Annotated in this window: 25 protein-coding genes and 1 tRNA gene; 8 read left to right on the top strand and 18 right to left on the bottom strand. The window is 63.0% G+C overall.

From position 1 onward, the window contains the following. Positions 1–37: 37 nt before the first annotated feature. From ACRTG1_RS04445 to ACRTG1_RS04465, 5 genes are all read right to left on the bottom strand, one after another. A complete protein-coding gene (locus ACRTG1_RS04445) occupies positions 38–2,341 on the bottom strand; it encodes a transglycosylase domain-containing protein (RefSeq protein ID WP_432515801.1) in 2,304 nt (767 codons plus the stop codon). A 111-nt stretch (positions 2,342–2,452) separates the two neighbouring features. Further along, complete coding sequence (locus tag ACRTG1_RS04450) at positions 2,453–3,070, bottom strand: ribonuclease D (RefSeq protein WP_432515802.1); 618 nt, start codon at positions 3,068–3,070, stop codon at positions 2,453–2,455. A 17-nt stretch (positions 3,071–3,087) separates the two neighbouring features. Continuing rightward, positions 3,088–4,470 carry a dipeptidase gene (locus ACRTG1_RS04455; protein WP_113153877.1) on the bottom strand — a complete coding sequence of 461 codons (1,383 nt, stop codon included), beginning with the start codon at positions 4,468–4,470 and terminating at the stop codon, positions 3,088–3,090. 128 nt (positions 4,471–4,598) lie between these two features. Next, the gene (locus tag ACRTG1_RS04460) at positions 4,599–5,591 is read right to left on the bottom strand and encodes a BMP family lipoprotein (protein ID WP_113153878.1); all 993 of its coding nucleotides are present in this window, start codon (positions 5,589–5,591) and stop codon (positions 4,599–4,601) included. 372 nt (positions 5,592–5,963) lie between these two features. Further along, positions 5,964–6,275, bottom strand: coding sequence for a hypothetical protein (locus tag ACRTG1_RS04465; protein ID WP_432515803.1), 312 nt, complete (start codon positions 6,273–6,275; stop codon positions 5,964–5,966). A gap of 218 nt (positions 6,276–6,493) precedes the next feature. On the opposite strand from ACRTG1_RS04465, the gene ACRTG1_RS04470 reads away from it, so the two are divergent. Next, positions 6,494–6,583, top strand: a tRNA-Ser gene (locus tag ACRTG1_RS04470). A 109-nt stretch (positions 6,584–6,692) separates the two neighbouring features. On the opposite strand, the gene ACRTG1_RS04475 is transcribed toward ACRTG1_RS04470, so the two are convergent. The 5 genes from ACRTG1_RS04475 to ACRTG1_RS04495 form a co-directional block, all read right to left on the bottom strand. Further along, positions 6,693–6,824 (bottom strand): hypothetical protein, encoded by a 132-nt coding sequence (locus ACRTG1_RS04475; protein WP_432515804.1) that lies wholly within the window; start codon positions 6,822–6,824, stop codon positions 6,693–6,695. A gap of 379 nt (positions 6,825–7,203) precedes the next feature. Next, complete coding sequence (locus tag ACRTG1_RS04480; protein ID WP_432515805.1) at positions 7,204–7,815, bottom strand: hypothetical protein; 612 nt, start codon at positions 7,813–7,815, stop codon at positions 7,204–7,206. Positions 7,816–7,904: 89 nt separating this feature from the next. Then, positions 7,905–8,237, bottom strand: a complete 333-nt coding sequence (locus tag ACRTG1_RS04485) for a DUF6616 family protein (RefSeq protein WP_432515806.1) — start codon at positions 8,235–8,237, stop codon at positions 7,905–7,907. A 14-nt stretch (positions 8,238–8,251) separates the two neighbouring features. Continuing rightward, a complete protein-coding gene (locus ACRTG1_RS04490; protein ID WP_432515807.1) occupies positions 8,252–9,034 on the bottom strand; it encodes a DNA alkylation repair protein in 783 nt (260 codons plus the stop codon). Then, a complete protein-coding gene (locus ACRTG1_RS04495) occupies positions 9,031–9,561 on the bottom strand; it encodes a MarR family winged helix-turn-helix transcriptional regulator (RefSeq protein WP_432516004.1) in 531 nt (176 codons plus the stop codon). The genes ACRTG1_RS04490 and ACRTG1_RS04495 overlap by 4 nt, the downstream gene beginning before the upstream one ends. Before the next feature lie 201 nt (positions 9,562–9,762). Here ACRTG1_RS04495 and ACRTG1_RS04500 point away from each other — a divergent pair, with 201 nt between their 5' ends. Beyond that, positions 9,763–10,581: an FkbM family methyltransferase gene (locus tag ACRTG1_RS04500; protein ID WP_432515808.1), complete on the top strand. Its 819-nt coding sequence runs from the start codon at positions 9,763–9,765 to the stop codon at positions 10,579–10,581. A gap of 34 nt (positions 10,582–10,615) precedes the next feature. Beyond that, a complete protein-coding gene (locus tag ACRTG1_RS04505) occupies positions 10,616–11,716 on the top strand; it encodes a glycosyltransferase family 8 protein (RefSeq protein WP_432515809.1) in 1,101 nt (366 codons plus the stop codon). Positions 11,717–11,731: 15 nt separating this feature from the next. On the opposite strand, the gene queF is transcribed toward ACRTG1_RS04505, so the two are convergent. From queF to ACRTG1_RS04540, 7 genes are all read right to left on the bottom strand, one after another. Further along, on the bottom strand, positions 11,732–12,199 hold the full coding sequence (gene queF / locus ACRTG1_RS04510; RefSeq protein ID WP_206544408.1) for a preQ(1) synthase: 468 nt from the start codon (positions 12,197–12,199) through the stop codon (positions 11,732–11,734). Between the two features lie 15 nt (positions 12,200–12,214). Continuing rightward, positions 12,215–12,940 carry a 7-carboxy-7-deazaguanine synthase QueE gene (queE, locus tag ACRTG1_RS04515; protein WP_432515810.1) on the bottom strand — a complete coding sequence of 242 codons (726 nt, stop codon included), beginning with the start codon at positions 12,938–12,940 and terminating at the stop codon, positions 12,215–12,217. After that, the gene (gene queD / locus ACRTG1_RS04520) at positions 12,937–13,293 is read right to left on the bottom strand and encodes a 6-carboxytetrahydropterin synthase QueD (protein WP_113153887.1); all 357 of its coding nucleotides are present in this window, start codon (positions 13,291–13,293) and stop codon (positions 12,937–12,939) included. Before queD ends, queE begins: the two co-directional genes overlap by 4 nt. After that, positions 13,286–14,017 (bottom strand): 7-cyano-7-deazaguanine synthase QueC, encoded by a 732-nt coding sequence (queC, locus tag ACRTG1_RS04525; protein ID WP_432515811.1) that lies wholly within the window; start codon positions 14,015–14,017, stop codon positions 13,286–13,288. The genes queD and queC overlap by 8 nt, the downstream gene beginning before the upstream one ends. A gap of 137 nt (positions 14,018–14,154) precedes the next feature. Next, the gene (locus tag ACRTG1_RS04530; RefSeq protein ID WP_206544411.1) at positions 14,155–15,252 is read right to left on the bottom strand and encodes a M24 family metallopeptidase; all 1,098 of its coding nucleotides are present in this window, start codon (positions 15,250–15,252) and stop codon (positions 14,155–14,157) included. A gap of 84 nt (positions 15,253–15,336) precedes the next feature. Beyond that, complete coding sequence (locus ACRTG1_RS04535) at positions 15,337–16,923, bottom strand: ABC transporter substrate-binding protein (RefSeq protein ID WP_206544412.1); 1,587 nt, start codon at positions 16,921–16,923, stop codon at positions 15,337–15,339. 20 nt (positions 16,924–16,943) lie between these two features. Continuing rightward, positions 16,944–17,633 carry a helix-turn-helix domain-containing protein gene (locus ACRTG1_RS04540; protein WP_206544413.1) on the bottom strand — a complete coding sequence of 230 codons (690 nt, stop codon included), beginning with the start codon at positions 17,631–17,633 and terminating at the stop codon, positions 16,944–16,946. Between the two features lie 278 nt (positions 17,634–17,911). Here ACRTG1_RS04540 and ACRTG1_RS04545 point away from each other — a divergent pair, with 278 nt between their 5' ends. From ACRTG1_RS04545 to ACRTG1_RS04565, 5 genes are read left to right on the top strand one after another with little or no spacing between them, the layout of a single operon-like run. Then, a complete protein-coding gene (locus ACRTG1_RS04545) occupies positions 17,912–18,943 on the top strand; it encodes an ABC transporter permease (protein WP_224873387.1) in 1,032 nt (343 codons plus the stop codon). Beyond that, complete coding sequence (locus ACRTG1_RS04550) at positions 18,940–19,836, top strand: ABC transporter permease (RefSeq protein WP_065817307.1); 897 nt, start codon at positions 18,940–18,942, stop codon at positions 19,834–19,836. The genes ACRTG1_RS04545 and ACRTG1_RS04550 overlap by 4 nt, the downstream gene beginning before the upstream one ends. Beyond that, a complete protein-coding gene (locus ACRTG1_RS04555) occupies positions 19,833–20,678 on the top strand; it encodes an ABC transporter ATP-binding protein (protein WP_206553536.1) in 846 nt (281 codons plus the stop codon). Before ACRTG1_RS04550 ends, ACRTG1_RS04555 begins: the two co-directional genes overlap by 4 nt. Next, positions 20,675–21,427 (top strand): ABC transporter ATP-binding protein, encoded by a 753-nt coding sequence (locus ACRTG1_RS04560; protein ID WP_206544414.1) that lies wholly within the window; start codon positions 20,675–20,677, stop codon positions 21,425–21,427. The genes ACRTG1_RS04555 and ACRTG1_RS04560 overlap by 4 nt, the downstream gene beginning before the upstream one ends. A gap of 12 nt (positions 21,428–21,439) precedes the next feature. After that, positions 21,440–21,940, top strand: a complete 501-nt coding sequence (locus ACRTG1_RS04565; RefSeq protein ID WP_113153894.1) for a GAF domain-containing protein — start codon at positions 21,440–21,442, stop codon at positions 21,938–21,940. Positions 21,941–21,992: 52 nt separating this feature from the next. On the opposite strand, the gene ACRTG1_RS04570 is transcribed toward ACRTG1_RS04565, so the two are convergent. After that, positions 21,993–23,924 (bottom strand): beta-N-acetylhexosaminidase, encoded by a 1,932-nt coding sequence (locus tag ACRTG1_RS04570; protein WP_432515812.1) that lies wholly within the window; start codon positions 23,922–23,924, stop codon positions 21,993–21,995. Positions 23,925–23,927: the final 3 nt, after the last annotated feature.

Below are 23,927 nucleotides of genomic sequence, written 5' to 3' on the forward strand. Positions count from 1 at the left end.
GCAGGGGAAAGCGATAGGCAAAGCGGATGGCGGCACTCTAATTTCCCAGAATGATGTCGAGGATGGAGGTCTGGCTGCGCTGCGGCGCACCGCCGACATCCGCCGGTGGCACGGGACGGCGCACGGAGGCCGTGTGGTCGGGGTTTCCGCCGCCGGGTGCGGGCACTGGGGCTGGCACTGGGGCGGGCGGTGTAGGCCGGGCCTCAGAGGCCTGCGACGCTTGTGTGTTGGCGCCGCCATTACCGCCAGAGCCAACAGCGACTTGCGGGACGGGGCGCTCCTGAGGCTGCGCGGCGACGCCGCCGCCGAAGGATGCGCCGGGCGACCAGGAGCCGGGCAGGCGCTTTACGGGGCGGCCCTTTTCGGCTTCTTCCATGAAAGCCTTCCATGCCGGCACTGGCAGGGAGCTGCCCGTCGCCCTGGTGGATTTGGACGTGTCGTTGCCGAACCACACGCCGGTCACCAGATCGGCGGTGTAACCCACGAACCACGCATCGCGCGACTGCTGCGTGGTGCCGGTCTTGCCAGCGGCGGGGCGACCGATGGCGGCTGCGCGGGCGCTGCCGTTTTCCACCACGCCCTGCATCATCGAATTCATCATGCCGATCACTTCCGCGCTTGCCACGCGCGTCATGCGTGGCCGGTCATGCTGATAGAGCACCTTGCCGGAGGAGGTGGTCACGCGGGTGACGAAATGGACCTCCGGGCGCAGTCCGCCGGTGGCGAAGGGAAGGTAGGCCGCCGTCAATTCCAGCGGCGTGACCTCGGAGGTGCCGAGCGCGATGGAGGCGTTGGCCTTGAGGTCGGACTCGATGCCCATGCGTTGCGCCAGCTCCACCACGGATTTGGGACCGGCTTCCATGGCAAGCTGCGCTGCAACGGAGTTGAGCGAGCGGGCCAGCGCTTCCGACAGGGTGACGGGGCCGTAATACTTGCCCTTGTAGTTTTCCGGCTTCCATTTGCCGATCCTGATCGGCGCGTCATTGCGCACGCTGTCGGGGCGTCGACCCTGTTCCAGCGCGGCCATGTAGACGAAGGGCTTGAAGGCGGAGCCCGGCTGCCGGCGCGCCTCGGAGGCGCGGTCGAACTGGCTGTTGGCGTAGTCGTAGCCGCCCACCATGGCGCGCACTGCGCCCGTGGTGTCGATGGAGACGAGCGCGCCCTGGCTGACCGCCAGCTTGCCGCCCTTCTCGTCGATCAGGCTGCGGATGGTCTTTTCGGCCTGTTTCTGAAGCCGGAAGTCCACCGTCGCCTCGACGATGATGTCGTTTTTCACATCGCCGATGAGGCCGGGGAGTTCTTCCATCACACGGTCGGCGAAATAGTGTTCGGACCCGGTCCAGTAGGCGGCGGCGCGGGTGGCGGGCCGGCTCATGGCGGTGGTCATCTCGCTGTCGCCGATCATGCCCTGGTCGCGCATGGCGGTCAGCACCACCTGCGCGCGGGTTTCGGCGGCCTGCGGATCGCGCGCCGGCGAAAGGCGCGAGGGCGCTTTCAGAAGGCCCGCGAGGAGGGCGGCTTCCGACAGGGTGACGTCGCGCGCGGACTTGTTGAAATAGCGCCGCGAGGCTGCCTCGACGCCATAGGAGCCGGAGCCGAAATAGACCCGGTTCAGATACATTTCGAGGATCTGATCCTTGGAGTGCTTCTGCTCCAGCCATAAGGCGAGCAGCACTTCCTGCACCTTGCGCTCAATGGTGCGGTCGGGCTTCAGGAACAGGTTCTTGGCAAGCTGCTGGGTGAGCGTGGAGCCGCCCTGGGTCAGCCGCCCGGCCAGAAGGTTTTCCGACATGGCGCGCGCAAGGCCGATGGGGTCGACGCCGAAATGCGAATAGAAACGGCGGTCCTCGATGGCGATCACGGCCTGCGGGATGAAGGGCGACATTTCGTGCAGGCCAACGGCCTCGCCGCCGGTCATGCCGCGATTGGCGATCAGCCCGCCATCGGCGGAGACGATCTTCACATTGGGTGGCCGGTCGGGGATTTCCCAGGTGGTGGCGGAGGGCATTTTCGCGCCGTAATAGGCGGTGATGCCCACGGCGGCGATGCCGCCCCACAGCGCCAGCACGAATGACCAGTAGACGGCGGTGCGCAGGAAGCCGAAGAAACCGCCACCACCACTACCACCGGCACCGCTACCACCGGCACCGCTCTTGCGGCGCGGGCTTGCGCGGCGGGCGCTTTTTCCGCCTTTGGTGCTCTTGCCCTTTGCGGGCTTGCGCCGCTGGCGCGAGGGCACGACGCGATCGGCGTCACCGAGCTTGAGATCATCGCCGCCTCGGCGCGCTGCGGGCGCGTCGAATGTCGGTTCGATCCTTCGGTTTTTCGTCTTACGCGCCATACAGCCTGTTGCCCCGTGATCCTGTGCCCGCATTGCCAAGTGCGGGCACAGTAAAGGGCAGCGGTTTAAGGCGCAGTTAAGTCAAATTAAACGAAATCGACCGGGTTGCGCTCAGCTGTGGGCAAAAATGTCGGCTTCTTCCCAGCCCATCAGGTCCAGCTTGGCGCGGGTGGGCAGGAAGCGGAAGCAGGCCTCGGCCTCGCGTGTGCGCTTCTCGCGCTCCAGACGCACGATCAGCTTTTCGCGCAGCTGGTGCAGGTAGAGCACGTCGGATGCCGCATATTCGAGCTGTTCGGGCGAAAGCGTCTCGGCGGCCCAGTCGGACGACTGCTGCGCCTTGGACAGGCTGACGCCGAGCAGCTCGTTGCACAGATCCTTCAGGCCGTGACGGTCGGTATAGGTGCGGGTGAGGCGCGAGGCGATCTTGGAGCAGAACACCGGCTCCGCCATGACGCCGAAGCTGTGATAGAGCACGGCCAGATCGAAGCGCGCATAGTGGAACAGCTTGGTGATCTTGCGGTTCTTCAGAAGGGCGACGAGGTTCGGCGCCTCCTTCTGCCCGGCATCGATCTGCACCACATCGGCGGTGCCGTCGCCCGGCGAAAGCTGGACGACGCAAAGCCGGTCGCGATGCGGTTTCAGGCCCAGCGTCTCGGTGTCGATGGCCACGGCGTCGACATCGTAATTGCTGAGATCCGGCAGATCGTTCTTGTGAAAGCGGATGGTCATGTCTTCTTCTTCCCGGCTTACTGCTTGCTCAGGGCATCAAGAATGCGGGCCCAGGAGCGCTGGCCGCGGTGGAACGAGTTGAGGTCGTATTTCTCGTTGGGTGAGTGGATGCGGTCATCCTGCAGGCCAAAGCCCACAAGCAGCGTCTCCATGTCGAGCATGCGGCGGAATTCGCCGGCAATCGGAATGGAGCCGCCCATGGCGATGGCCACCGCCGGCTTGGACCACTCGTCGGTCAGCGCGGCCTGCGCCCTGGTGACAAGCGGCATGTCATAGTCGAGCTGGAAGGCGGGCGAGCCGCCATGCGGATGGAACTCCACCCGGCAGTCGTCGGGCAGCCGCTCCTCGACAAAGGCGCGGAAGGCGGCGCGGATCTTTTCAGGATCCTGCTTGTGTACGAGACGGAAGGAAACCTTCGTCGAGGCTTCGGCCGGGATGACCGTCTTGAAGCCTTCGCCGGTGTAGCCGCCGGTGATGCCGTTCACCTCTGCCGTCGGGCGTGCCCAGACCAGCTCCAGCGCGGAACGGTCCTTCTCGCCGAACAGTTTGGAAAGGCCGATGGGGCCGAGGAAATCCTCGGTGGTCTCGCCGAGACCTTCCCAGGTTTTCAGGATCTCTGCCGGCGTTTCTTCCACGCCTTCATAGAAACCGGGCACGGTGACGCGGCCATTCTCGTCGTGCAGGTCGCCGAGGATGCGCGCCAGAACCGTGATCGGGTTGGCGGCGGCGCCGCCGAAGAAGCCCGAATGCAGATCGCGGTCGGCGGCCTTGATGGTGATCTCCTCACCGACCAGGCCACGCAGGCCAACGCAGACCGCCGGCGTATCGCGGTCCCACATGGCGGTGTCGCAGACCAGCGCAAACTCTGCGGAAAGCTCTTCGCGGTTTGCTTCCAGGAAGGGGCGCAGCGACGGGGAACCGGATTCCTCCTCACCCTCGAACAGGATGGTGATTTTGCAGGGCAGCTTGCCGTGAACCGCCTTATAGGCGCGGCAGGCTTCCACGAAGGTCATGAGCTGGCCCTTGTCGTCGGAAGAACCGCGACCGAGGATCGCCTTGCGGCCCGGCTCGATCTCCTTGATCGACGGGGAGAACGGGTCTTCGTCCCACAGCTCCAGCGGATCGACCGGCTGCACATCGTAATGGCCGTAGAACAGCACGTGCGGGCCTTCGCCATCATGATGCGCCACCACCATGGGGTGACCTTCAGTGTCGCGCACGCTGGCGTCGAAACCGATGGAGTTCAGATCGTCCACCAGCCATTCGGCAGCCTTGCGGCAGTCGGCGGTGAAGGCCGGATCGGTCGAGATCGACTTGATCTTCAGAAGGTGGAAAAGCCGCTCCAGACTCTGATCGATGGAACGATCGAGCTGATCGAGAACCGGGGCGAGATCGGACATGGAAAGCTCCTGAAGACTGTACGGAGAAAATATGGAAGCGGCCTAACACATTCCGGCCGCGGAGAGGAAAGGAAAAAGGGCCGCACGGGCGGCCCTTTGGAATGTGTCGCCGGAGCGAAAGCGCTGCCTCAATAGGGGCAGGCGTTGTCGCTCAGGAAGTTGTGCACCACGATCTCGCCGTCGATGATCTTCTGCTTGGCTGCCTCGACGGTGGCCTTCATCTCGTCGGTCACGAGGTCCTTGTTGTTGTCGTCCATGGCGTAGCCGACACCGTCTTCGGCAAGGCCGAGATCCTGAAGGCCGTAGCTGAACTCACCGTTCTTGGCGTCCATGAAGGCATTGTAGACGGCGACGTCCACCTGCTTGACCATGGAGGTGAGAACCTTGCCCGGATGCAGGCCGTTCTGGTTGGAATCGACGCCGATGCCGAGCTTGCCGGCATCCGCCGCAGCCTGGAGAACGCCAACGCCCGTGCCGCCAGCGGCGTGATAGACCACGTCTGCGCCCTGGTCGATCTGCGTGCGGGTGATCTCGCCGCCCTTTGTCGGGTCGTTCCACGCCGATGGCGTGTCGCCGGTGTAATTGCGAATGACCTTGGCGTCTGCATTGGCTGCCTTCGCGCCGCCCACATAGCCGCACTCGAACTTGCCGATCAGCGGAACCTGCATGCCGCCGACGAAGCCGACCGTGCCGGTTTCGGAAGCGAGCGCTGCCAGCATGCCGACCAGATAGGAGCCTTCCTGCTCCTTGAAGGTCACCGAGCGCACATTGGGCGCATCCACCGCATCATCGATGATGGTGAAGTCGGTGTCGGGATATTCTGCGGCGACCTTTTTCAGGTAATCCACCCAGGTGAAGCCGGCCATGACGATCGGGTTGCGGCCGTTCTCGGCGAAGCGGCGCAGGGCCTGCTCGCGCTGGGCGTCGTTGGAGATTTCGAACTCCACATATTCGATGCCGGTTTCTTCCTTGAACCGCTCGGCGCCATTATAGGCTGCCTCGTTGAAGGATTTGTCGAACTTGCCTCCCAGATCGTAGATGAGAGCCGGAGCGATCTCATCCGCAAATGCGCTTGCGGACATCGCGGTTGCGGCCAGAAGGCCGAGGACAATACGCTTCATGTGATCCACACCCTGTCGGTTATCCTGTCTCTTTTGCCTGTGCCGCAGAAGCGGATACCGGAACCAAGGCCCGTTCGCTCCCGCGCCCTTGCGAGCATCCCGTAACCGGCCGTGGACCAGCGGGGACGGCATGAGGAAAGCAAATTACTCTCCTCTTGCCAGCACTCTTGCATGGCTGAATTCAAATTTCACGTGGAATTTTGACCGTTCGGAAAAACGACTTTGGATAGTCTTGCCGGGGTTCAGTGGAGAGCATCGGGCCGAAAAGTGGAATCCGGTTTTCGGCCCTATCAATAGTTCGGAGCGCGCGTTTTGTGGCCGCACGAAAGCGGGCGATCTGCTGCCTGGCTGTGCGGTCTCTTTCCGCGCGCCTTATGAGAAGGCGTGGCGTTTGCGCCGGTATCCGATGGCGTGAAAGAGAAGCGCGAGCACGGCGAAGACCAGCCAGCCCGGCAGGGTGAGAATGTAGATGATGGCCGGATCCCAGATGACGGGGAAGGTGTAGCGCTGGATCAGCGCCTGGCTGAGATTGAGCGTATCGGGCGAGACCGAAAACCAGCTTTCACCCAGCGGGGTGATGATGAGCGCGGAAGCGGCGATGGAGCGTGTGGCGTCGATCACCGCCATCACGACGGCGACGGCCAGGGCAAACAGGGCCAGGATTCGAAAGATCAAGCGAAACATCGCTTCCCCTTGGGTGTGTTCGCGCGGTGCATTTGAAACTACCTGTCGAGACATAGGCTGCGGTGCGCGGGATGGCAATTGCGCTACGGAAAGTTGAGCGTTTGTGAACTCCGGACACAGGAAAATGCGTCAAATTGCAAATCTGTCACAGACTGGTCTTGGCATTCGCGATCAGATCGACTAGATGAGCGTCGCGTAGCTGAAAAATGCAGCGCCGTGGAGAGGTGGCCGAGTGGTTGAAGGCGCACGCCTGGAACGCGTGTATACGGGAAACCGTATCGAGGGTTCGAATCCCTCTCTCTCCGCCATATTCAGCTGATTGTAGCCGGCCGTCGCTTTCTGGATTTTTGTCAGCGCTTTTTAGACCAGTCACAGTTTCTTGAAGCCCCTCAAAGGGTGTTTGAAGGGACCTCCTGCTTAGCCCTGATCCTCGACCGAGGAAATGATCAGCTCCTTCGCCTTCGTGCCGGTGCCGGCGGAGATGGAATAGTTCAGCTGGGCACCCTCCAGATCAATCCGCGATGATAACAGCTGCCGGATCTGCGTCATATCGTTGCTCGGCAGGGGGGATGTCGCTTCAACTGGCCACGGTGCAGATGGAGTGATGGGGAGTGGTCGCTAGTGAGTTGCATGTTTTTTCCTTAGAGAATCAGACACACTCCATACGCTCGAAGGAGCGGCGGGTGCGATAGTTGTACTGTCGTACGGAATTGGTTTGGTGATTACCTGTCGTCGGGGCTTTCCGACTCTGTCTCATCTTAAGACGAAAAGGAACAGTGCTATGGGTGCAAAGGGAGAAAACTCTGCTTTGGGGAAGATGTCGGGGGGAGCTTCGTCGGTTACTACGCGACCTACAACTGGTGGCGAAACTGCGTCAGCAAAGCCTCCGACAATGGTTAAACCCAACCCGCCGGCTCCCAAGAAGTAGCTATTCTTTTCCGAAGTGCCATGTGACGCGTTGGATTTCGGAGCGCGGAATGTAGTCGAGACTGAAGTCATTGTCATGCGCAGTGAAGGCGACGCTTGTGCCGTCAGCTCGATAAAATTTCGTGACAGGCAATGCCATTCCGTCTTCGGCTACATAAAGATCGTGCGCGCGACTGGCGGCTCCTGTTTCGGCATAATTGCACTCCAGAACTGAACCATCCTTCAGATGTATATGGATGGTGTGCCGCTTGTCTTTTATCTCATTGATCGAACGCCAAGACGAAGTCTGATGATCATCGTAGTAAACGCCTAGCCACGCCATGAGATCGCCCCAGAGAGGGCGGATAATCGACCTCCATGCGATCGCAATGATCACGGCAGAACCAATGGTGGATACAGCGACTGCTGCGAAAGTTATACCTTCGGTCATCTCTGGGGCGAATGCCAGTGCCATGGAAGAAGCAGAGCGGGCGACGATGCTGTATAGGAGAATTTGAAGCGCCATGTCAGCGGGGCTGTTCTGCCGGTTCCCAATGGTCGCAATCCACCAGCCGAGATAGCCAGCAGCTATGGATATCTGCAATTCCAATGGGGTGCTGAGCAGGGCTTCCATATCTGATCTCCTGAAGTAGTGTCGATTGGTGCGCTGTTGAGCAAAAATAGCAAGCGGTTTGTCTCACGCCTTTCCGGTTTCCGGTGCCTTCAGCTCAGCTGCGTGAGGTGTCCGGCAAGATCGGTTGCTTCGCCGCCGGCGTTGACGGTGTCGAAATAATCGTGCCAGCCCGATTGCGCGATGCCGGATACGAGCGCATCGAGCGCCGCATCGTCGGGGCCGCGCCATATGGCGAAGAATGTCTGTGGCGCGGCGTGCAGTTTGGTCTGATCGACCTTGCCGAGTGCAAGAGCCTCCACGCCGAGGGCGGACAGGGCCGGAACGGCCGAGCCGATGCCGGCGAAGAATTGCTGGCGTTCGCTCTCGGAAAGGTCGAGCCAGGCGGGTTTCGGGGTGTAGAGTTCGGCGAGATAGTGCGCCATGGTTCACTTCCGGTTCAACGTTGGAGATCGGGTTTGATCGAGCGAAGGGCGCGCTTGCAGATGCGGGCTGTCGCAGGTGTCGGGCTTTCGGCGGACCACCGGGCGCACAGGGCCTGAACCCAGTCCGGCCGGTCTTTTCCGGCGTCGTTCAGCCAGTTGCCAACCGAGTCCTGCACATAGCCGGAAGGGTCCGCTCGAAGCGGTTCGAGGACCGGAAGCCCAAGCTGTGGCTGTGTCTTCAGCGCGCCGATATGCGTGCACCACACGCCGCGCGGGCGGATAGCCTCCGAGGCAAAGCGCCGGACGCGCTCCGACGGATCTGCGCTCCACGCGGCCAGCATCGCGATGGCGCTTTCGAGTTCGGCGGCGAGATGCCGGCGGACGGCCATCCACGACCATTCCCGCACGCCGAAATGCCGGTCGTCGGCATAGGGCCGTATCGCCGCAAGCCTGTCGTGAAGGGGCATTTGGGCCGCGCCGACCATGAAGCAGGCCCAGCCGCGCGCGGTGTCGGAAGGGTGCTGCCCAAGCCGGTCCAATGCGGTGTCGCCAAGCTCCTGCCGGATCAATTGCGCGGCAAGCGCCATGCGTCTTGATATGCCTTGCGCTGCGCTCTGTTTCATTTCGGCCAGGGCGTCCGCGCCGATTTCCGGCAGGACATTGCCCATGAGCACGGCAAAATCGACGGCGAGACACTCGGTGAGCGTCGCGGCTTCAATCTCTCCGGCATTGAGGCGGGCGAGGCGATCCGGGCTTATATCCCTGACGCCGCGCCCTGCGGGCTTTGCCGCGCTCATGCGCGCGCATCCTTTGGCTGGCCCGCCTGTGGTCTGCCGGCTTCCAGATTTTGCCAGATGCGTTGCAGGAGCATGTTCAGCGTTTTGCGCTCATCGTCGGCGAAGCCTTCAAACAGCGAAGCGACCCATTCGGTGTGTTCGTTGAACAGGTCACGCGCCGTTTTTTGTCCTGCTTCGGTCAGGTTGACGGCGACCTTCCGCCGGTCATCAAGGCCGCCGCGGCGGGCGATGAAGCCGTCGCGTTCGAGGCCATCGAGAAGTCCGGTGATCGTTGCGCGCGTCACGCCCGCACGTTCCGCCAGCTCATGCGGCGAAAGCCCCTCGGGCTTGTCGTGCAGGAGAAAAAGCAGGACGAACTTGCTTTCGGAAAGCCGGTGCGGCGCGAGCCGGGCGGCGCAGTCGCGATCAATCGCGCCGGCCAGTGTCAGCAGCTCGAAACATGCGCGGATGTTGTGCGTGGGGGCGGTGGCGCGGCGCTCGGCTTCGTTCAGCAGCGCCAGGTGTTTCTGTTCAAGCATCTCATTCATATGGCGGCATATAATATGGTGGCTAATTATAGTCAATAATCTTTGGGCGGTGGCGTTTGCGTGGATTTCGGTTTCATGGTCTTCGGCGGGGTATCCACCAATTCCTGCTCTCTCCATCCGGCCCGCAACCACAGGCTTGTCGTGATCGCCGGGCTCTGTCATTAAGGTTGTGTTTCCGCGCGGTTATCCGGGATGCAGGCCATGGGTTTTCTCAAGACGCTTGAAAAGAGCGCCCGGAATTTTCGGGACGAACGCATCATCAAGCCGCTCATTCGTTCGCGGTATTTTCAGCGGCATCTTTATGAAGAAGCGGGCGCGCTGATCGTCGAGCTCGATGATCACCGATGTGCGGTCAGCATTCAGGACCAGTGTATCGGAAAAGCCATTCGGCAGGAGAAGGGCTGGTTTCGGGAAGAAACCATGGCGGTGTTCGAGGCGGCGGCGCGGCGCGGGATCTTTGTCGATGTCGGTGCGAATATCGGAACCCAGACGATCTATGCGCTCAAGTTCGGCGGCTTCGAACGGGCGATCTGCTTTGAGCCGCACCCGGAACATCTGTGGATCCTCAAGGCCAACATGGCCATCAACGATCTGACCGACCGGGTGACGATCATGGAAGCGGCGGCCGGCAGGGAGCCCGGTGAGGCCCGGCTTTTTCTGAACACGCTCAACACCGGCGCGAGCAGCCTTCTGCATGATGGCGGCAGCGGCGTTGCCGTCGATGTGCCTGTCGTGCGCATCGAGGGCGTGATGGCCGATCTGGGCGTGTCACCGGATGAGATCGGGCTGGTCTGGATGGATGTGGAAGGCTTCGAGGGGGACGCCATCGCCGGCTGGCCCTCCATGGCGGGGCTGCCGTTCTGCGTAGAATATTCGCCGGCTATCCGTCGCCTTTCAAATGACGTTTTTGCGTGCTGGAAGGAGTGGGCCGTCGTTCATAAGGACGGCGTTATTTGGAACTCAATGCCCGAGTTCGATATTTCGAAATTTGATCGGCAAGTGGACTTTCTTTTCAGATAGGAAACGGAAGCCTTGCCCGTTCTGAGGCAAGGTTTTGAACGCTTTCTATTTTGTCGTCGATGAGGGGATGTGCTGCATTGCCAGCGCGCAGGCCCTGCATATTGCGCGCAGCTGGGGCTGCGATGTGCATGTCTTTGTCGAAAGGCGTGATCCCGCAGCCGCCGTACGGCAGGTCGAGCATGAAGGGCGTATTCACTATCATTTCGACGCGTTGATGCCCTGTCTTCCGGAAGGGCTGCCGAGCAGCCGCAGCTGGCCGCATATCGTTTATCTCCGGCTGTTTGCTCCGGCGCGCCTGCAGCAATATAGCCGGCTGATTTATCTCGATGCCGACGTCCTGAGCATGAAGCCCGATCATGCGATCTGGGACGTGGCTCTGCCGTCCGGTCTTGCCGCCGTGGAAGATTACGGAACGCTTTTCGAGCTGCCGCCAACGGCCGAAAATCTGTGCCGGGAGGGCTGGCTGGAGACGCTGGGCATTTCATCCGGTCGTGGCTTCAACTCGGGCGTTCTGGTTATCGACCCGCAGCGCTGGCGGGAGCATGACTTTGCCGGCAGGCTTGTCGAATATTTTGAAAAATATCCGCAGGCCGAGCGTTTCGATCAGGATTTTCTTGCCTGGCTCTTCGATGGCGCATGGACGGAGCTGAGCCCGCGTTTCAATTTTCAGGCGTCGGTGCTCGGTTTCGGCATGTTTGCGGCCATTGATCCGGTGTTCGTGCATTTCTGTCAGTATGAAAAGCCCTGGTTCGACCGCCGGGGCGACGCCGCGACCAATATCGATGAAGCCATCATCGATGTGTACGATGCGCTTCTGGAAGATGCCGGCTGCGACGCCGCAGCGCTGGCGCGCCCGCTCACACTGACGGGGCCGCAGCGCTTCAAATTCTGGCTGCGCAGAAAGATGGCGGCGCACGGTTTTCCCTCACGCAAGGAGCGGCGCGTGGGGCGGGAAAGGCAGCGCCGCATCGGTGTGTTCGCCGACTATGTTTCCGCGCGCCTTTCCGAAGGGCGCTTCGCCGACATGACGGCCAAGGCGCTGCCCGATATCCGCGACGAGACCTATTTCGACGGCCGCTTCTTCAGGACGCGCCTCGACAGGGATGCGCTGCTTGCGAAGCAGAGTGCGTCCTGAACGCTCCCTCTCTCCCTAGCCACGCCCCCTGTAGGGCGGGACGCCCTGATCGGGGATCCACACGCCCTTTGGAGGTTCTCCGGTCTGGTAGAACACGTCGATGGGCATGCCGCCGCGCGGATACCAGTAGCCGCCGATGCGCAGCCAGTGGGGTTCCAGAAGGTCGCAGAGGCGGCGGCCTATGGAGACGGTGCAGTCTTCGTGAAACGCGCCGTGATTGCGAAACGCGCCGAGATAAAGCTTTAGCGATTTGCTCTCCACCAGCCAGCCGGCCGGCACATAATCGATCACCAGATGGGCGAAGTCGGGCTGGCCCGTGAGCGGGCAGAGCGAGGTGAATTCCGGCGCAGTGAAGCGCACGGCGTAGAGCGCATCCTCCTGCGGGTTGGGCACGCGTTCGAGCACGGCTTCTTCGGGGGATGCGGGCAGTTCGGTCTTGCCGCCCAGAAGGGTCAGATTGTCGTAGATGGTCTTGTCGGTCATTGCGGTCGCTTCCTTTCAGACGCCGCGCCGGTTGCCCCACAGGAGCACGTGAAGCTGCGGCAGGATGTGGGGGGAGAACCAGCGGTCGGCAACGGTGCGGTCCACCAGCCAGCGCATGCGCTCCAGAACGCCTTCCATGTCGATGGCGGCATCCTCGGCCTCGGTCTCTGGCGGCGGCGGGGTGTGGTTGCAGGGCTGGAGGTAGAGGGGCAGGGCGGGGTAGCGGTCCGCCACATGCCGCGCCCAGCGATAATCGGCCTCGTCGAAGATGACGATCTTCATCGCCATGGGCGCATCGCCGGCGGCGGCGATGCACGCGTCGAAACGCTCCCAGTTCACCGTCTCGCCGGAGGAGGGCGGCTTGGGGCTCAGAACCAGCATGTCGAGCTTTGCGAACCAGTCGCGGGCGACGGAGCCCTGCGTTTCGAGCGCGAAGCGATAGCCCTCGGCGCGGCCCGTATCGATCAGCCGTTCGAAGGGTTGGATCGCCGGGTTGCCGCCGGACAGTGAAACCATGACGGGCGTGCCGCCGGAGAGGTCCCTTATGCGGTCCATTACATCCTTGCTTTGCATCGGCAGCCAGTCATGACGATAGGCGTTGTCGACGGCGTGGAGGCTGTCGCACCAGCGGCAGCGATAGTCGCAGCCACCGGCGCGGACGAACACGGTCGGCATGCCGATCAATGCGCCTTCGCCCTGGATCGTGGGGCCGAAAATCTCGGCAATGCGCAGCGTGCTCATGGGCGGTATTCCGCCCAGGTCTTGGGCGTCTCGCTCACGCGCACCGCTGTCACCTCGCTCCAGCGCGTCCGGCACCAGTCGAAAAGCGCCTTGGCCAGAAACTCGGCGGTGACGCCGTCATGGCCGAACACCTCGTTCAGGTGCCGGTGGTCGAGCGTGTCGTCGATATGGTCTTTAAGGGGCTTGAGCTCGCGGTAGTCGCGGACGAAGCCGTGATTGTCGAGCCGCTCGCCGGCCAGTTCCACCACCACGATGTAATTGTGCCCGTGCAGCCGCGCGCAAGGGTGGTCGTCGGGCAGGTTCGTCAGGCGGTGCGAGGCGGAGAAATGAAACTCCTTGCTGACCCTATACATGGTCTGCCTCCCCAGTGGGCTGTCGTGCGGCGGTCTGCCGGCCGGTGGCGGCAAGCCAGAAGTCCGGATCGTCATAGAGGGTGGGGTCTGGAACGCCGGCCTCGTGGAAGGCCTCGCGCCGCTCCACGCAGGTGCCGCAGCGCCCGCAATGGTTTTCGCCGCCCTTGTAGCAGGACCAGGTCTCGGCAAAGGGCGTTTCAGCGCGTGCGCCCTCGCGCACGATGTCGCCCTTGGAGCCGGTCACGAAGGGCGTGTAGAGGCTGACCGCGCCCATGCCTTCGAGCGCAGCGTCCTGCATGGCCTGAAACGCATCGATGAAGCCCGGCCGGCAATCGGGATAGATGAAGTGATCGCCGCCATGAACGGCTGCGGCCACGGCATCGGCCCCGCGCGCTGCGGCAATGCCGAAGGCGATGGTGAGCATGATGGCGTTTCGGTTGGGCACCACCGTCACGCGCATGGTCTCCTCGGCGTAGTGACCATCCGGCACGTCGATGGCGTCGGTGAGGGCGGAGCCCGCCAGATGCCGGCCGATGGCGGAGATGTCGAGAAGGTCGTGGGGGACGCCGAGCCGGGCGGCTGCCTTTGCCGCGAAATCCAGCTCCTTGCGATGTCTCTGGCCGTAATCGAAGGAGATCAGGCCAATAAGGTTTTGTTCCCGCGCCACCTTGTGGGCAAGGGAAACGGAATCGAGTCCGCCTGAGCAGACGACGAGCGTTTTCATGATCGGGTTCCTTGTTTTAATGACCGGGTAGGCTGCGACCGGTGCCGGAACTCTCCGGCGGCTGGAGGCGTATCAGACCTTCAGCCCAAAGAAAAGCGGCGATCGGTTTCCCGACCGCCGCCTGGTTTTGTGAGCCTCTATCCGCGCAGCTGCGCGGTGCGCGGCAGGTCGGAGAGGATCTCCGCACCGTCGGCGCGCATGATGACGATCTCCTCCAGCCGCAGGCCGAACTTGCCGGGCAGATAGATGCCGGGCTCGATGGAGAACACCATGCCTTCGTCCAGAACCGTCTCGGAGGTGGCGGTCATGTAGGGCGGCTCGTGAATGTCGATGCCGAGCCCGTGGCCGGTGCGGTGGGGGAAAAAGTCGCCATAACCGGCCTCGGTGATCACGTCGCGCGCGGCCTTGTCGATGGTCTTTGCGGTGACGCCGGGCTTTGCAGCGGCAAGAGCCGCGGCAACCGCCTGCTCGACGATGGCGTAGACCTTCTCAAACTCCGCATCGGGCTTTCCGTAGTAGCCGACGCGCGTCATGTCGGAGGGGTAGCCGTCCAGCCGGCCGCCGGTGTCGATGAGAACCGCGTCGCCTTCCTTCAGCTTCGTGTCGCCGGTGTGGTGATGCGGGAATGCGCCATTGCCGGCAAAGCAGACGCTGGTGAACACCGGCACCGCACCCGCCGCCTTGTAGACGTCGCGGATGGCTGCGGAGATTTCCAGCTCGGTGACGCCGGGCTTCAGCGCATCGAAACCGGCCATGGCGGCCTTGTCGTTGAGCACCGCGCTCGCCTTCAGGCGCTTGTACTCGTCTTCGTCCTTGCGGGCGCGCAGATGGCCGACCGTGTCGTCGGTGAAGCGGCGCTTTGCGCCCGGCAGCGCGTCGAGCAGGAGCAGCGCGAAATCGGCGCGCATCGTCTCGTCGATCACCACGCTCGGGGTCTCCGGCAGGTTCGATGCCTTGAGAAGCCCGGCAAGGGCGGCGTCCGGGCCGTCATCGTCGCGCCAGGGGAAGAAGGGCAGGTCGGTCTTCTGGCGCGAGCTGTCGACATTGAGCGCGGGCATCAGGAAGCCGGCATGATCCTTCGAGATCAGAAGCATGACGGGGCGTTCGTCGCCGTGCGGGTCGAGGCCGGCAAGGTAGACCATGTGGCTGGACGGGCCGATGGCCACCAGGTCGGTGCCGGTTTCGCTCATGCGCTGGCGCAGTGCCTCAAGCCGCCGGGCGGAGGTGTTGGACATCAGAAACTCCTGAAAAGAATGGCGCTATGCAAAGGAAAGAGGCCGCCCCGGCTGGCGGGGCGGCCTCGATTGGTGCGGCGTTCGTCAGTCTTTCGTGACGAGCCTATAGTAGACGAAGTCGGAGGTGGCGCCGTTGACGTAGCCGTTCACCTTCTCGTCCATGGCGACCTGGTAGGCAGCCTGGAACATGATGACGATCGGCGACTTGGCCTGCACTTCCTTCTGCAGCTCGACATACATCTCGTTGCGCTTGTCAGCGTCGGATTCGGCCAGAGCGGCAGCGGTCTTGTCGTTCATCTCCGTCGGCACGGCCCAGGCGTTCCGCCATGTGGTGGTGGCCTGGTAATTGTCGTCGGAATTGTCGCGGTTATAGGCGAAGGCCTTCGCGTTGGAGTGCGGATCCATGAAGTCCGGGCCCCAGTAGAGCAGCATCGCCTCGTGGCTGCGCTCACGGTACTTGGTGATGACCTGCGAGCCCGTGCCGGGGATGATGTCGAAGTTGATGCCGGCTTCCGCGAAGCTTGCCTGCAACGACTGCGCCATGTCGGTGAACGGCGTCGAGTTGATGACGTCGAGCGTGACCTTGATCGGCGTTTCAATGCCGGCGTCGGCGAGGATCTGCTTCGCCTTTTCCGGATCGTAGGTGTAGGGCGTCTCGTCATAGGAGCCGGGGAAGCCCTTCGGCCAGAAGGCCTGGTGGATTTCCATCTGTCCCTTGAGGAAGCTGTCGGCCATGCCCTCATAGTTCACGAGGTAGCGCGCGGCCTCCCAGACGGCTTCCGGCTGCAGCGCTTCGGTCTTCTGGTTGAAGGACACGAAGTGCACGGCGGCCTGCGGGTAGGTCTCGACCTTGATGTTGTCGGCCTTGATGCCGTTGATCTGGTCCGGCGTCAGGTTGCGGGCCATGTCCACGTCGCCCGACTGCAGGAGAAGCTGCTGGGTCGCTGCTTCGGCCACGTGACGGATGATGACGTTCTCGACCTTCGGCGCACCCTTGAAGTAGTCGGCGTTGGCGCCCATGCGCACCAGCTCGCCCGGGCGGTAGGCGGTCAGCTTGAACGGGCCGGAACCGGCGGAGTTCGCGTTGAGCCACTTGTTGCCCATGTCGCCGTTTTCTTCATGCTCCATGACCGTCTTTTCATCGACGACGGAGGCAGGGCGGGCGGCCAGAACGTTCAGCACGAAGGCGGGGGAGAAGTCGCCCTCATATTTCACGACGACCTTGTCGCCATCGGCGGTGACCATCGCGTCGACATTCTCCGGCGTCCAGCCGAGCTGGGTGAGAATGAAGGCCGGGGTCAGGTTCAGCTTGATGACGCGGGCGAACGAGAACGCCACGTCTTCCGCGCGGACCGGATTGCCCGAATGGAAGGTCGCGCCGTCGCGCATGGTGAAGGTGATCGTCTTGGCTTCCGGATCGGCTTCCCACTCGGCTGCGAGGCCGGGAGCGAGCACCGTCGGGTCTTCGGCGTCGTACTGCACGAGACGGTCATAGATGTTGGTGACCAGCTCGCCCGACGAGAACTCGTAGGCCTGCGCCGGATCGATGGCGACGATGTCGTCGATGTTCTGCGCGACGACCAGAACATTGTCCGGCGTGGCTGCGAGCACATGCTGCGACAGCGGCATGGTGAGAGCGGCGGCAAGGAGCGCCGTTTTGAAGAGCTTCATTGTTTTCTCCTCCTTATGGATCAGGAATTGCTCTTGGTCTTGCTGGTTGACGAACCGGTTCCCGACCGGGAGCCTTTGGGGCTGCCCTTGTCCGGAGAAACCAGTTCAATGCGGTTGGTCGCCTGGCCATTGGCGCCGAACACGGTCAGCGTGCCGGTCCACAACAGGCGTGCGGGACTGTCGGTGCCGTTCTTCCAGGCGTGCGGGGTGTTGCCCCGGTAATGCAGGCTGTCGCCGGCCTTCATCTCCATCTCTTCGCCATCGAGATACTGGGTGATGGAGCCTTCGAGGACGTAGATCATCTCTTCGCCCTCATGGCTCACCGTCTCCGAGGCGTAGCCGGGCGGTACGGTGAGGAGGAAGGAAGAAAGCTGGCTGCCGGGAAACTCGGTCCCGAGCCGCTCATAGACGATGGGCGATCCGGCGATGGAAAACTGCGGGCGGCTTTCGGCCCGCGTCAGGCCGTCTTCGGCGCGGGGCTGGGAGACGAAATAGTCGAGGCCGACGCCAAGCGCGCGGGCAATGCCGGCAAGCGAACCGAGCGTCGGCGTGGCGTTGTCGCGCTCCACCTGGCTCAGATACCCAACGGAAAGACCGGCCGCCTTGCCAAGCTGCTGAAGCGTGAGGCCGAGCTGGCGGCGGCGTGCACGAATAAGCACACCAATCCTGGTGTCGACTTCGGGTGTGGCGCGGACCGTCGGGCTGCTCAAAGATTTTTCCCCCACAAAAATTTTTTTGATGTAATCAGATTTTTTTGTATGATCCAAGCACTTTTTTGACTGACTTGGCAGGGCGCGGGACGAGTTTGAGCGCCCCAAAGTTGCATGAAAACAAGACGTTGGCGTCTGGTTTGTCTCACGGCAGGCCTGCCGGCCAGCCAAGGGACAGGAGGCGCGTTTGGGGCGTCCATCAACAAAAACAGCGGCCAGAGAGCAAACAAGCCATGGCATTTGAACCATCCACAGGGGCTGCCAGCGCGCGTTTGAGCATGCTGGCCGGCCGTGCCTGGGAAGGCGTTGCGAGCGTCCTGCGTTTCGCCGTCGTCGTCGCCGGCACTTTTCTCGGCCTTCTGGCCATCACCTTCTTCATCGGTCGTGTCGTGCCGATCGATCCCGTGCTCTCGGTCGTTGGCGACCGGGCGACACAGGAAGTCTATGAGGCGGCGCGTCAGGCCATGGGGCTCGACCGGCCGCTCATCGTGCAGTTCTTCGCCTATGTGGGCGACGTTCTGACGGGCGATCTCGGCATGTCGATCTCCACCGGGCGTCCGGTGGTCGACGATCTGGCGCGCGTCTTCCCCGCGACGCTGGAAATGGCCACCATCGGCATCATCATCGGCGTCGTGCTGGGCGTGCCCATGGGCGTTGTCGCCGCCACGCATCAGGGCAGCTGGATCGACCAGGTGATCCGCGTGCTCGGCCTGCTCGGCTATTCGGTGCCGGCCTTCTGGCTCGGCCTTGTCGGTCTGGCGATATTCTATGCGGGGCTTGGCTGGGTTGCCGGTCCGGGCCGCGTCGATATCTTCTATGACGGCCTGCTCGATCCCGTGACCGGGCTCTATCTGGTCGACAGCGTGATCGCCGGTGAGTGGGATATCTTCTGGAACGCGCTCGACCATCTGATGCTGCCGGCGTCGATCCTCGGCTTCTTCTCGCTGGCCTATATCGCCCGCATGACGCGCTCCTTCATGCTCGACCAGCTCGGGCAGGAATATGTGACGACCGCGCGGGTTAAAGGCGTGTCCGAGCGCCGCGTCATCTGGCGGCATGCGTTCTATCCGATCCGCATCCAGCTCATCACCGTGATCGGCCTGTCCTATGCGGCGCTGCTGGAAGGTTCGGTGATGATCGAGACCGTGTTCTCGTGGCCGGGCATCGGCAACTATCTCACGACCGCGCTTCTGACCGCCGACATGAACGCCGTTCTCGGCGCGACGCTGGTGATTGGCGCCGTCTTCATCATGATCAACAAGATTTCCGATGTGCTTTACCGCATCCTCGACCCGAGGGCACGCCGATGATTGACTGGCTTCTCGACGATTCCCCGACTTCGCGCCTGCAGGCCAATATGGGCCGCGCATGGCGCGTCTGGACCGCACTGTTACGCAATCCGCTCGCCGTTGTCGGCGCGCTGATCGTGCTGGTGCTGGTCGTCATGGCGATCTTCGCACCGCTGATTGCGCCCTACTCCCCCGTTGGGCAGGATCTCGCAAACCGCCTCATGCCGCCCTCCGCCGAACACTGGATGGGCACGGATGAGCTTGGCCGCGATATCTATTCGCGCGTCGTCTACGGTGCGCGCATCACGCTTTTGATCGTCACCATGGTGGCCGTCATCGCCGCTCCCATCGGCCTCGTGGTCGGTGCGGTGTCCGGCTATTTCGGCGGCTGGGTCGACCGCGTCCTGATGGGCGTGACCGATATCTTCCTGTCGATGCCGAAGCTCATTCTGGCGCTCGCCTTCGTGGCGGCGCTTGGACCGGGCATCGAAAACGCCATCATCGCCATCGCCATCACCGCATGGCCGGTCTATGCGCGCATCGCACGCGCAGAGACGATCACCTTCCGGGATTCGGAATTCATCTCGGCGGTCAGGCTGCAGGGCGCTTCGGCGACGCGGGTCATCCTGCGTCACGTGCTGCCGCTCTGCGCGTCCTCGACCATCGTGCGCGTGACGCTCGACATGGCGGGCATCATCCTCACCGCCGCCGGCCTCGGCTTCCTCGGCCTCGGCGCGCAGCCGCCGCTTCCCGAATGGGGCGCGATGATCTCGCGCGGGCGCAACTTCATCCTCGATCAGTGGTGGGTCGCCACCATGCCGGGCTTTGCGATCATTCTCGTCAGCCTCGGCTTCTGCTTCCTGGGTGACGGTCTGCGTGACGTGCTCGATCCCAAGCAGGGAGAAAAGCAATGAGCGCACCGCTGCTTGAAATCGAAAACCTGACAGTCACCTTCCCGACGTCCAGGGGACCGGTCGACGTGGTGAAGGGCATTTCCTTCTCGCTTGGCCGCGAGCGCCTGGGCATCGTCGGCGAATCCGGTTCCGGCAAGTCGATGACGGGCCGGTCGATCCTGCGGCTCATCCGCAAGCCGGGCCGCGTGACGGCGGACCGGATGACCTTCGACGGCATCGACCTTCTGTCGCAGAGCGAACGGCAGATGCGCGAGCTTCGCGGCGCGCGCATCTCCATGGTGATGCAGGACCCGAAGTTCTCGCTGAACCCGGTGATGACCATCGGCGAGCAGATCGGCGAGGCGCTGCTCACCCACAAGAAGCTGCCGCGCAGCGAGCTGAAGGCGCGGGTGCTTGCCATGCTGGAAGCCGTGCGCATCAACGAGCCGGAGCGGGTGGCGAACCTCTATCCGCACGAGGTTTCGGGCGGCATGGGCCAGCGCGTCATGATCGCCATGATGCTCATCCCCGAACCCGACCTTCTGATCGCCGACGAGCCGACTTCAGCGCTCGATGTTTCGGTGCAGGCGCAGGTGCTCGACATCATCGACGATCTCGTGACCGGCAAGGGCATGGGGCTGATCCTCATCAGCCACGATCTGAACCTCGTCTCGCGCTATTGCGACCGCATTCTCGTGATGAACAGCGGCGAGATCGTTGAATCGTGCAAGGCCAGCGATCTGCACAAGGCGACGCACCCCTATACGAGGGGGCTTCTTGCGGCCATGCCGCGCATGAACGAGGACCGCGACGAACTGCCGGTTCTCGACCGCAGCACCTGGACCACGGGAGCGGGCACATGAAGAACGCCGCAATTCATCTCGAAAACCTGTCGATCAGCTACGGCAAGACGCCGGTGGTGTTCGATGTCAATTTCTCGGTGTCCGAGGGCGAGAGCTTCGCGCTGGTGGGCGAGTCGGGTTCCGGCAAGTCGACCATCCTGAAGGCGATCAGCGGGCTTGCGCCCGACTGGACCGGCAAGATCTCCGTGCTTGGAAAGCCGCGTGGCCATGCGCCGGACCGCGCGTTCGCAAAAGTCTGCCAGATGGTGTTTCAGGATCCGTACGGATCGCTGCATCCGCGCAAGACGGTGGATGACTGCCTGGCCGAGCCGCTTGCCGTGCATGGCATCGGCGGACGCGACACGCGCGTGAAGGACATGCTCGATGCGGTCGGTCTCGACCAGCGTTTCCGTTTCCGCTTTCCGCACCAGCTTTCGGGTGGCCAGCGGCAGCGCGTGGCGATTGCCCGTGCGCTGATGCTGGAGCCGCGCGTGATGCTGCTCGACGAGCCCACCTCGGCGCTCGACGTGTCGGTGCAGGCGGAAATCCTCAACCTCCTGAAGAAGCTTCGCCGCGAGCAGGGGCTCACCTATCTGATGGTGACCCACAACCTGCCCGTGGTCTCCTTCCTCTGCGACCGGATGGCGGTCATGCGTCATGGCCGTGTTGTCGAGATCGCAGAGGTGGATGCGTTGAAGACGGGTCGGCTTTCCGATCCCTATTCGCGCGAACTCTACGCCGCCAGTGGCGGCACGCTCCAACCCGCATAACAGAGACTGAAAATGACCGACTACACCGGCCCGCTGGCCGAATTCGACCGTGCGCTTTCACTCGCCACGACCCCGGATGCACCCTTCGATGCGCTGCTGGAGCTGACGCGTGCCGTGGTCGGCACGAAGCTGTTCACCTTCATGACGGCAGACATGAAGACGGAAACGGCAAGCCGTTCCTACACCTCGCATCCGGAAGAATATCCGGTGTCCGGCACCAAGCCGATCCACTATGACCGGTGGTTCGAGACCGTGCACAAGAAGCGCGAATGCTTCGTCGCCAACACGCTGGCCGACATCGACACCGTGTTCCCCGACGCCACGCTGATCGGTGAACTCGGCTGCGGTTCGGTCATCAACCTGCCGGTGGTGCTGGGCGATACGCTGGTTGGCACCGTCAACATCCTCGATGTCGAGCATCACTACACGCCCGAGCGCGTGGCGCTTGCGAAGGCCTGGCTCTCGGTGCCGGCAAAGGCTGCGTATCTCGCCAGCCGCCAGCTGCAGGGCTGACACTGTTTCCGCCCTCATGGTCAGCCTGTCGGACCATGAGGGCGGAATTTCTTTACGACACCGTGCGGTGTGAAACGGGCATCAGATCCTGGATCGCCCGGAACCGGTCAAAGTCCTTGCGCTCACTTGCCGACCACGCCGTCTCGGCCATGGCGGAGATGCGCGGATAGACCAGATGTGCGAAGAGGCCGGGCGTCGCCAGGTTCTCCGACCAGAGGCACGTCTGCACACCGGCGAGCTGATCTTTCAGTGCATCCGGCCAGTCGCCGCCCGGCTCATAGTCATAGGCGTCGCGCAGCGTCACGGTTCCGGCCCAGCTTGCGCCGGGCTCCCACCATTCCGTCGAACGGGCAATGTCGAGATAGTAATGCTCGGCAGGGGCCAGCACGACCTGATAGCCCTGTTCGGCCAGAGCGCGGCCGCTCTTCGATTCCTTCCATGCGACAAGCAGCGCGCCGTCCACATCGAGACCGCCGCCAAGCGCACCCTCTTCCCATACGGCGATATCGCGACCGCGCTCGCGCAGCATCTCCTGCACGCGTTTCAGGAAATGGGACTGCAGCGAGAAGGTCTCGACCTTGCCGAACAGTTTTTCGCCCAGCGCGCGGGCGAGCGGGGATTCCAGCCATGCGCCCTCGGCCACTTCGTCTGCGCCGGCGTGGATGTAGCGTGCCGGGAAGATGTCCACCAGCGTGTCGAACACATCGCCGAGGAAGGTCCAGGTGGCGTCGACCGCGGGGTTGAGCGCGTTGTTCGGGAAGTATTGCACCGAGCGATAGTAGATGCGGTTCTCACCCGGATCGCAGAGCTGGGGCAGCGCGCGCAGCACGCAGTAGCAATGGCCGGGAATGTCGATCTCGGGAATGATCTCGATGCCGAGCCCCGCGCCATGGGCGACCAGCGCGCGCATGTCGTCGCCGGTGTAGAAACCGCCGGAACGCTCTGCCGGCGTGCCGAGAAGCGGCGGCAGGATTTCGTTGCCGCCGCGAAACGCGGTGCGCTCTGTCAGCGCGGGCCAGCCCGGAATTTCAAGACGCCACGCCTCGTCATCGTTCAGGTGGATGTGGAAGTGGTTCAGCTTGTTCCAGGCGAGGCAGTCGAGGAAGTCGTTGAGGTCCTGCATCGGATAGAACTGGCGGGCGACATCGAGATGTGCGCCGCGCCAGCCGAAACGCGGCCTGTCGTTGATCGCGCCGCTGGCCGGCAGGGTGAACTCGTCCGGGCGCTGGCGCGCGCCGCGCAGCATCTGTCCCAGCGTGATGAGGCCGTGGCGGAAGCCGTTTTCATCACCGGCGCTGAGCGCGATGTCTTCCGCGTTGAAAGTGATCGCATAGGCGCCATCGCCCAGATCGGGACCGGCCGTTGTCGTCACCACATGTCCGCCGTCGTGGCCGAACAGCGCCTCCTCACCGGCGAAGAGGCGGCCTGCAAGCGCGCTGACCACCGAGAACGCTTTCTGCGCATCCGGTGTGGCCCCGGCTGCGAGCACGAAGGGGGCAACCGTGTCACGCCGGCCATCCACCTGAACGTCCAGCGGTGCGGGAATGACGGAGACGGGGGCCGCCCCTTCCGGCAGCGCGGTCGGCTCGAGTTTCTCCCAGTTCGGTTCGCCGGGAACGCCATTCAGCGTCATTGGTTCGACGTCCACGGGGCAGGTGGTTCCGTCTTTCAGAATGAGATGTGCGCTCTTGGGGCCATAGGTGTAGTGGCGCAGCACATGGCTCAGCCGGTCTGCCCGAATGACCCAGCTTTCGCCCGGCGCAAGCACTGCGCCGCTCGGCTGGAGGAACACGTGGTAGTTGGAAAGCTGGTCGGCAAGCGTCGCCCCCTCGATCTCGCAATCGGGATGAATGCGGAAGAGCGAGGTGGTGGCGAGCTGCGCGCCGCTGATGGGCGCGCCTTCGGTCATTTCGAGCTTCAGCTCGATCACGCGGCGCTCTGCGTCCCAATTGGTCAGCAGGCGGCAGGCATGGCTGTTCGGCATCGG

Origin of the sequence: Nitratireductor sp. PBL-C9, assembly GCF_050877045.1 — a bacterium.
GTDB lineage: Bacteria > Pseudomonadota > Alphaproteobacteria > Rhizobiales > Rhizobiaceae > Nitratireductor > Nitratireductor aquimarinus.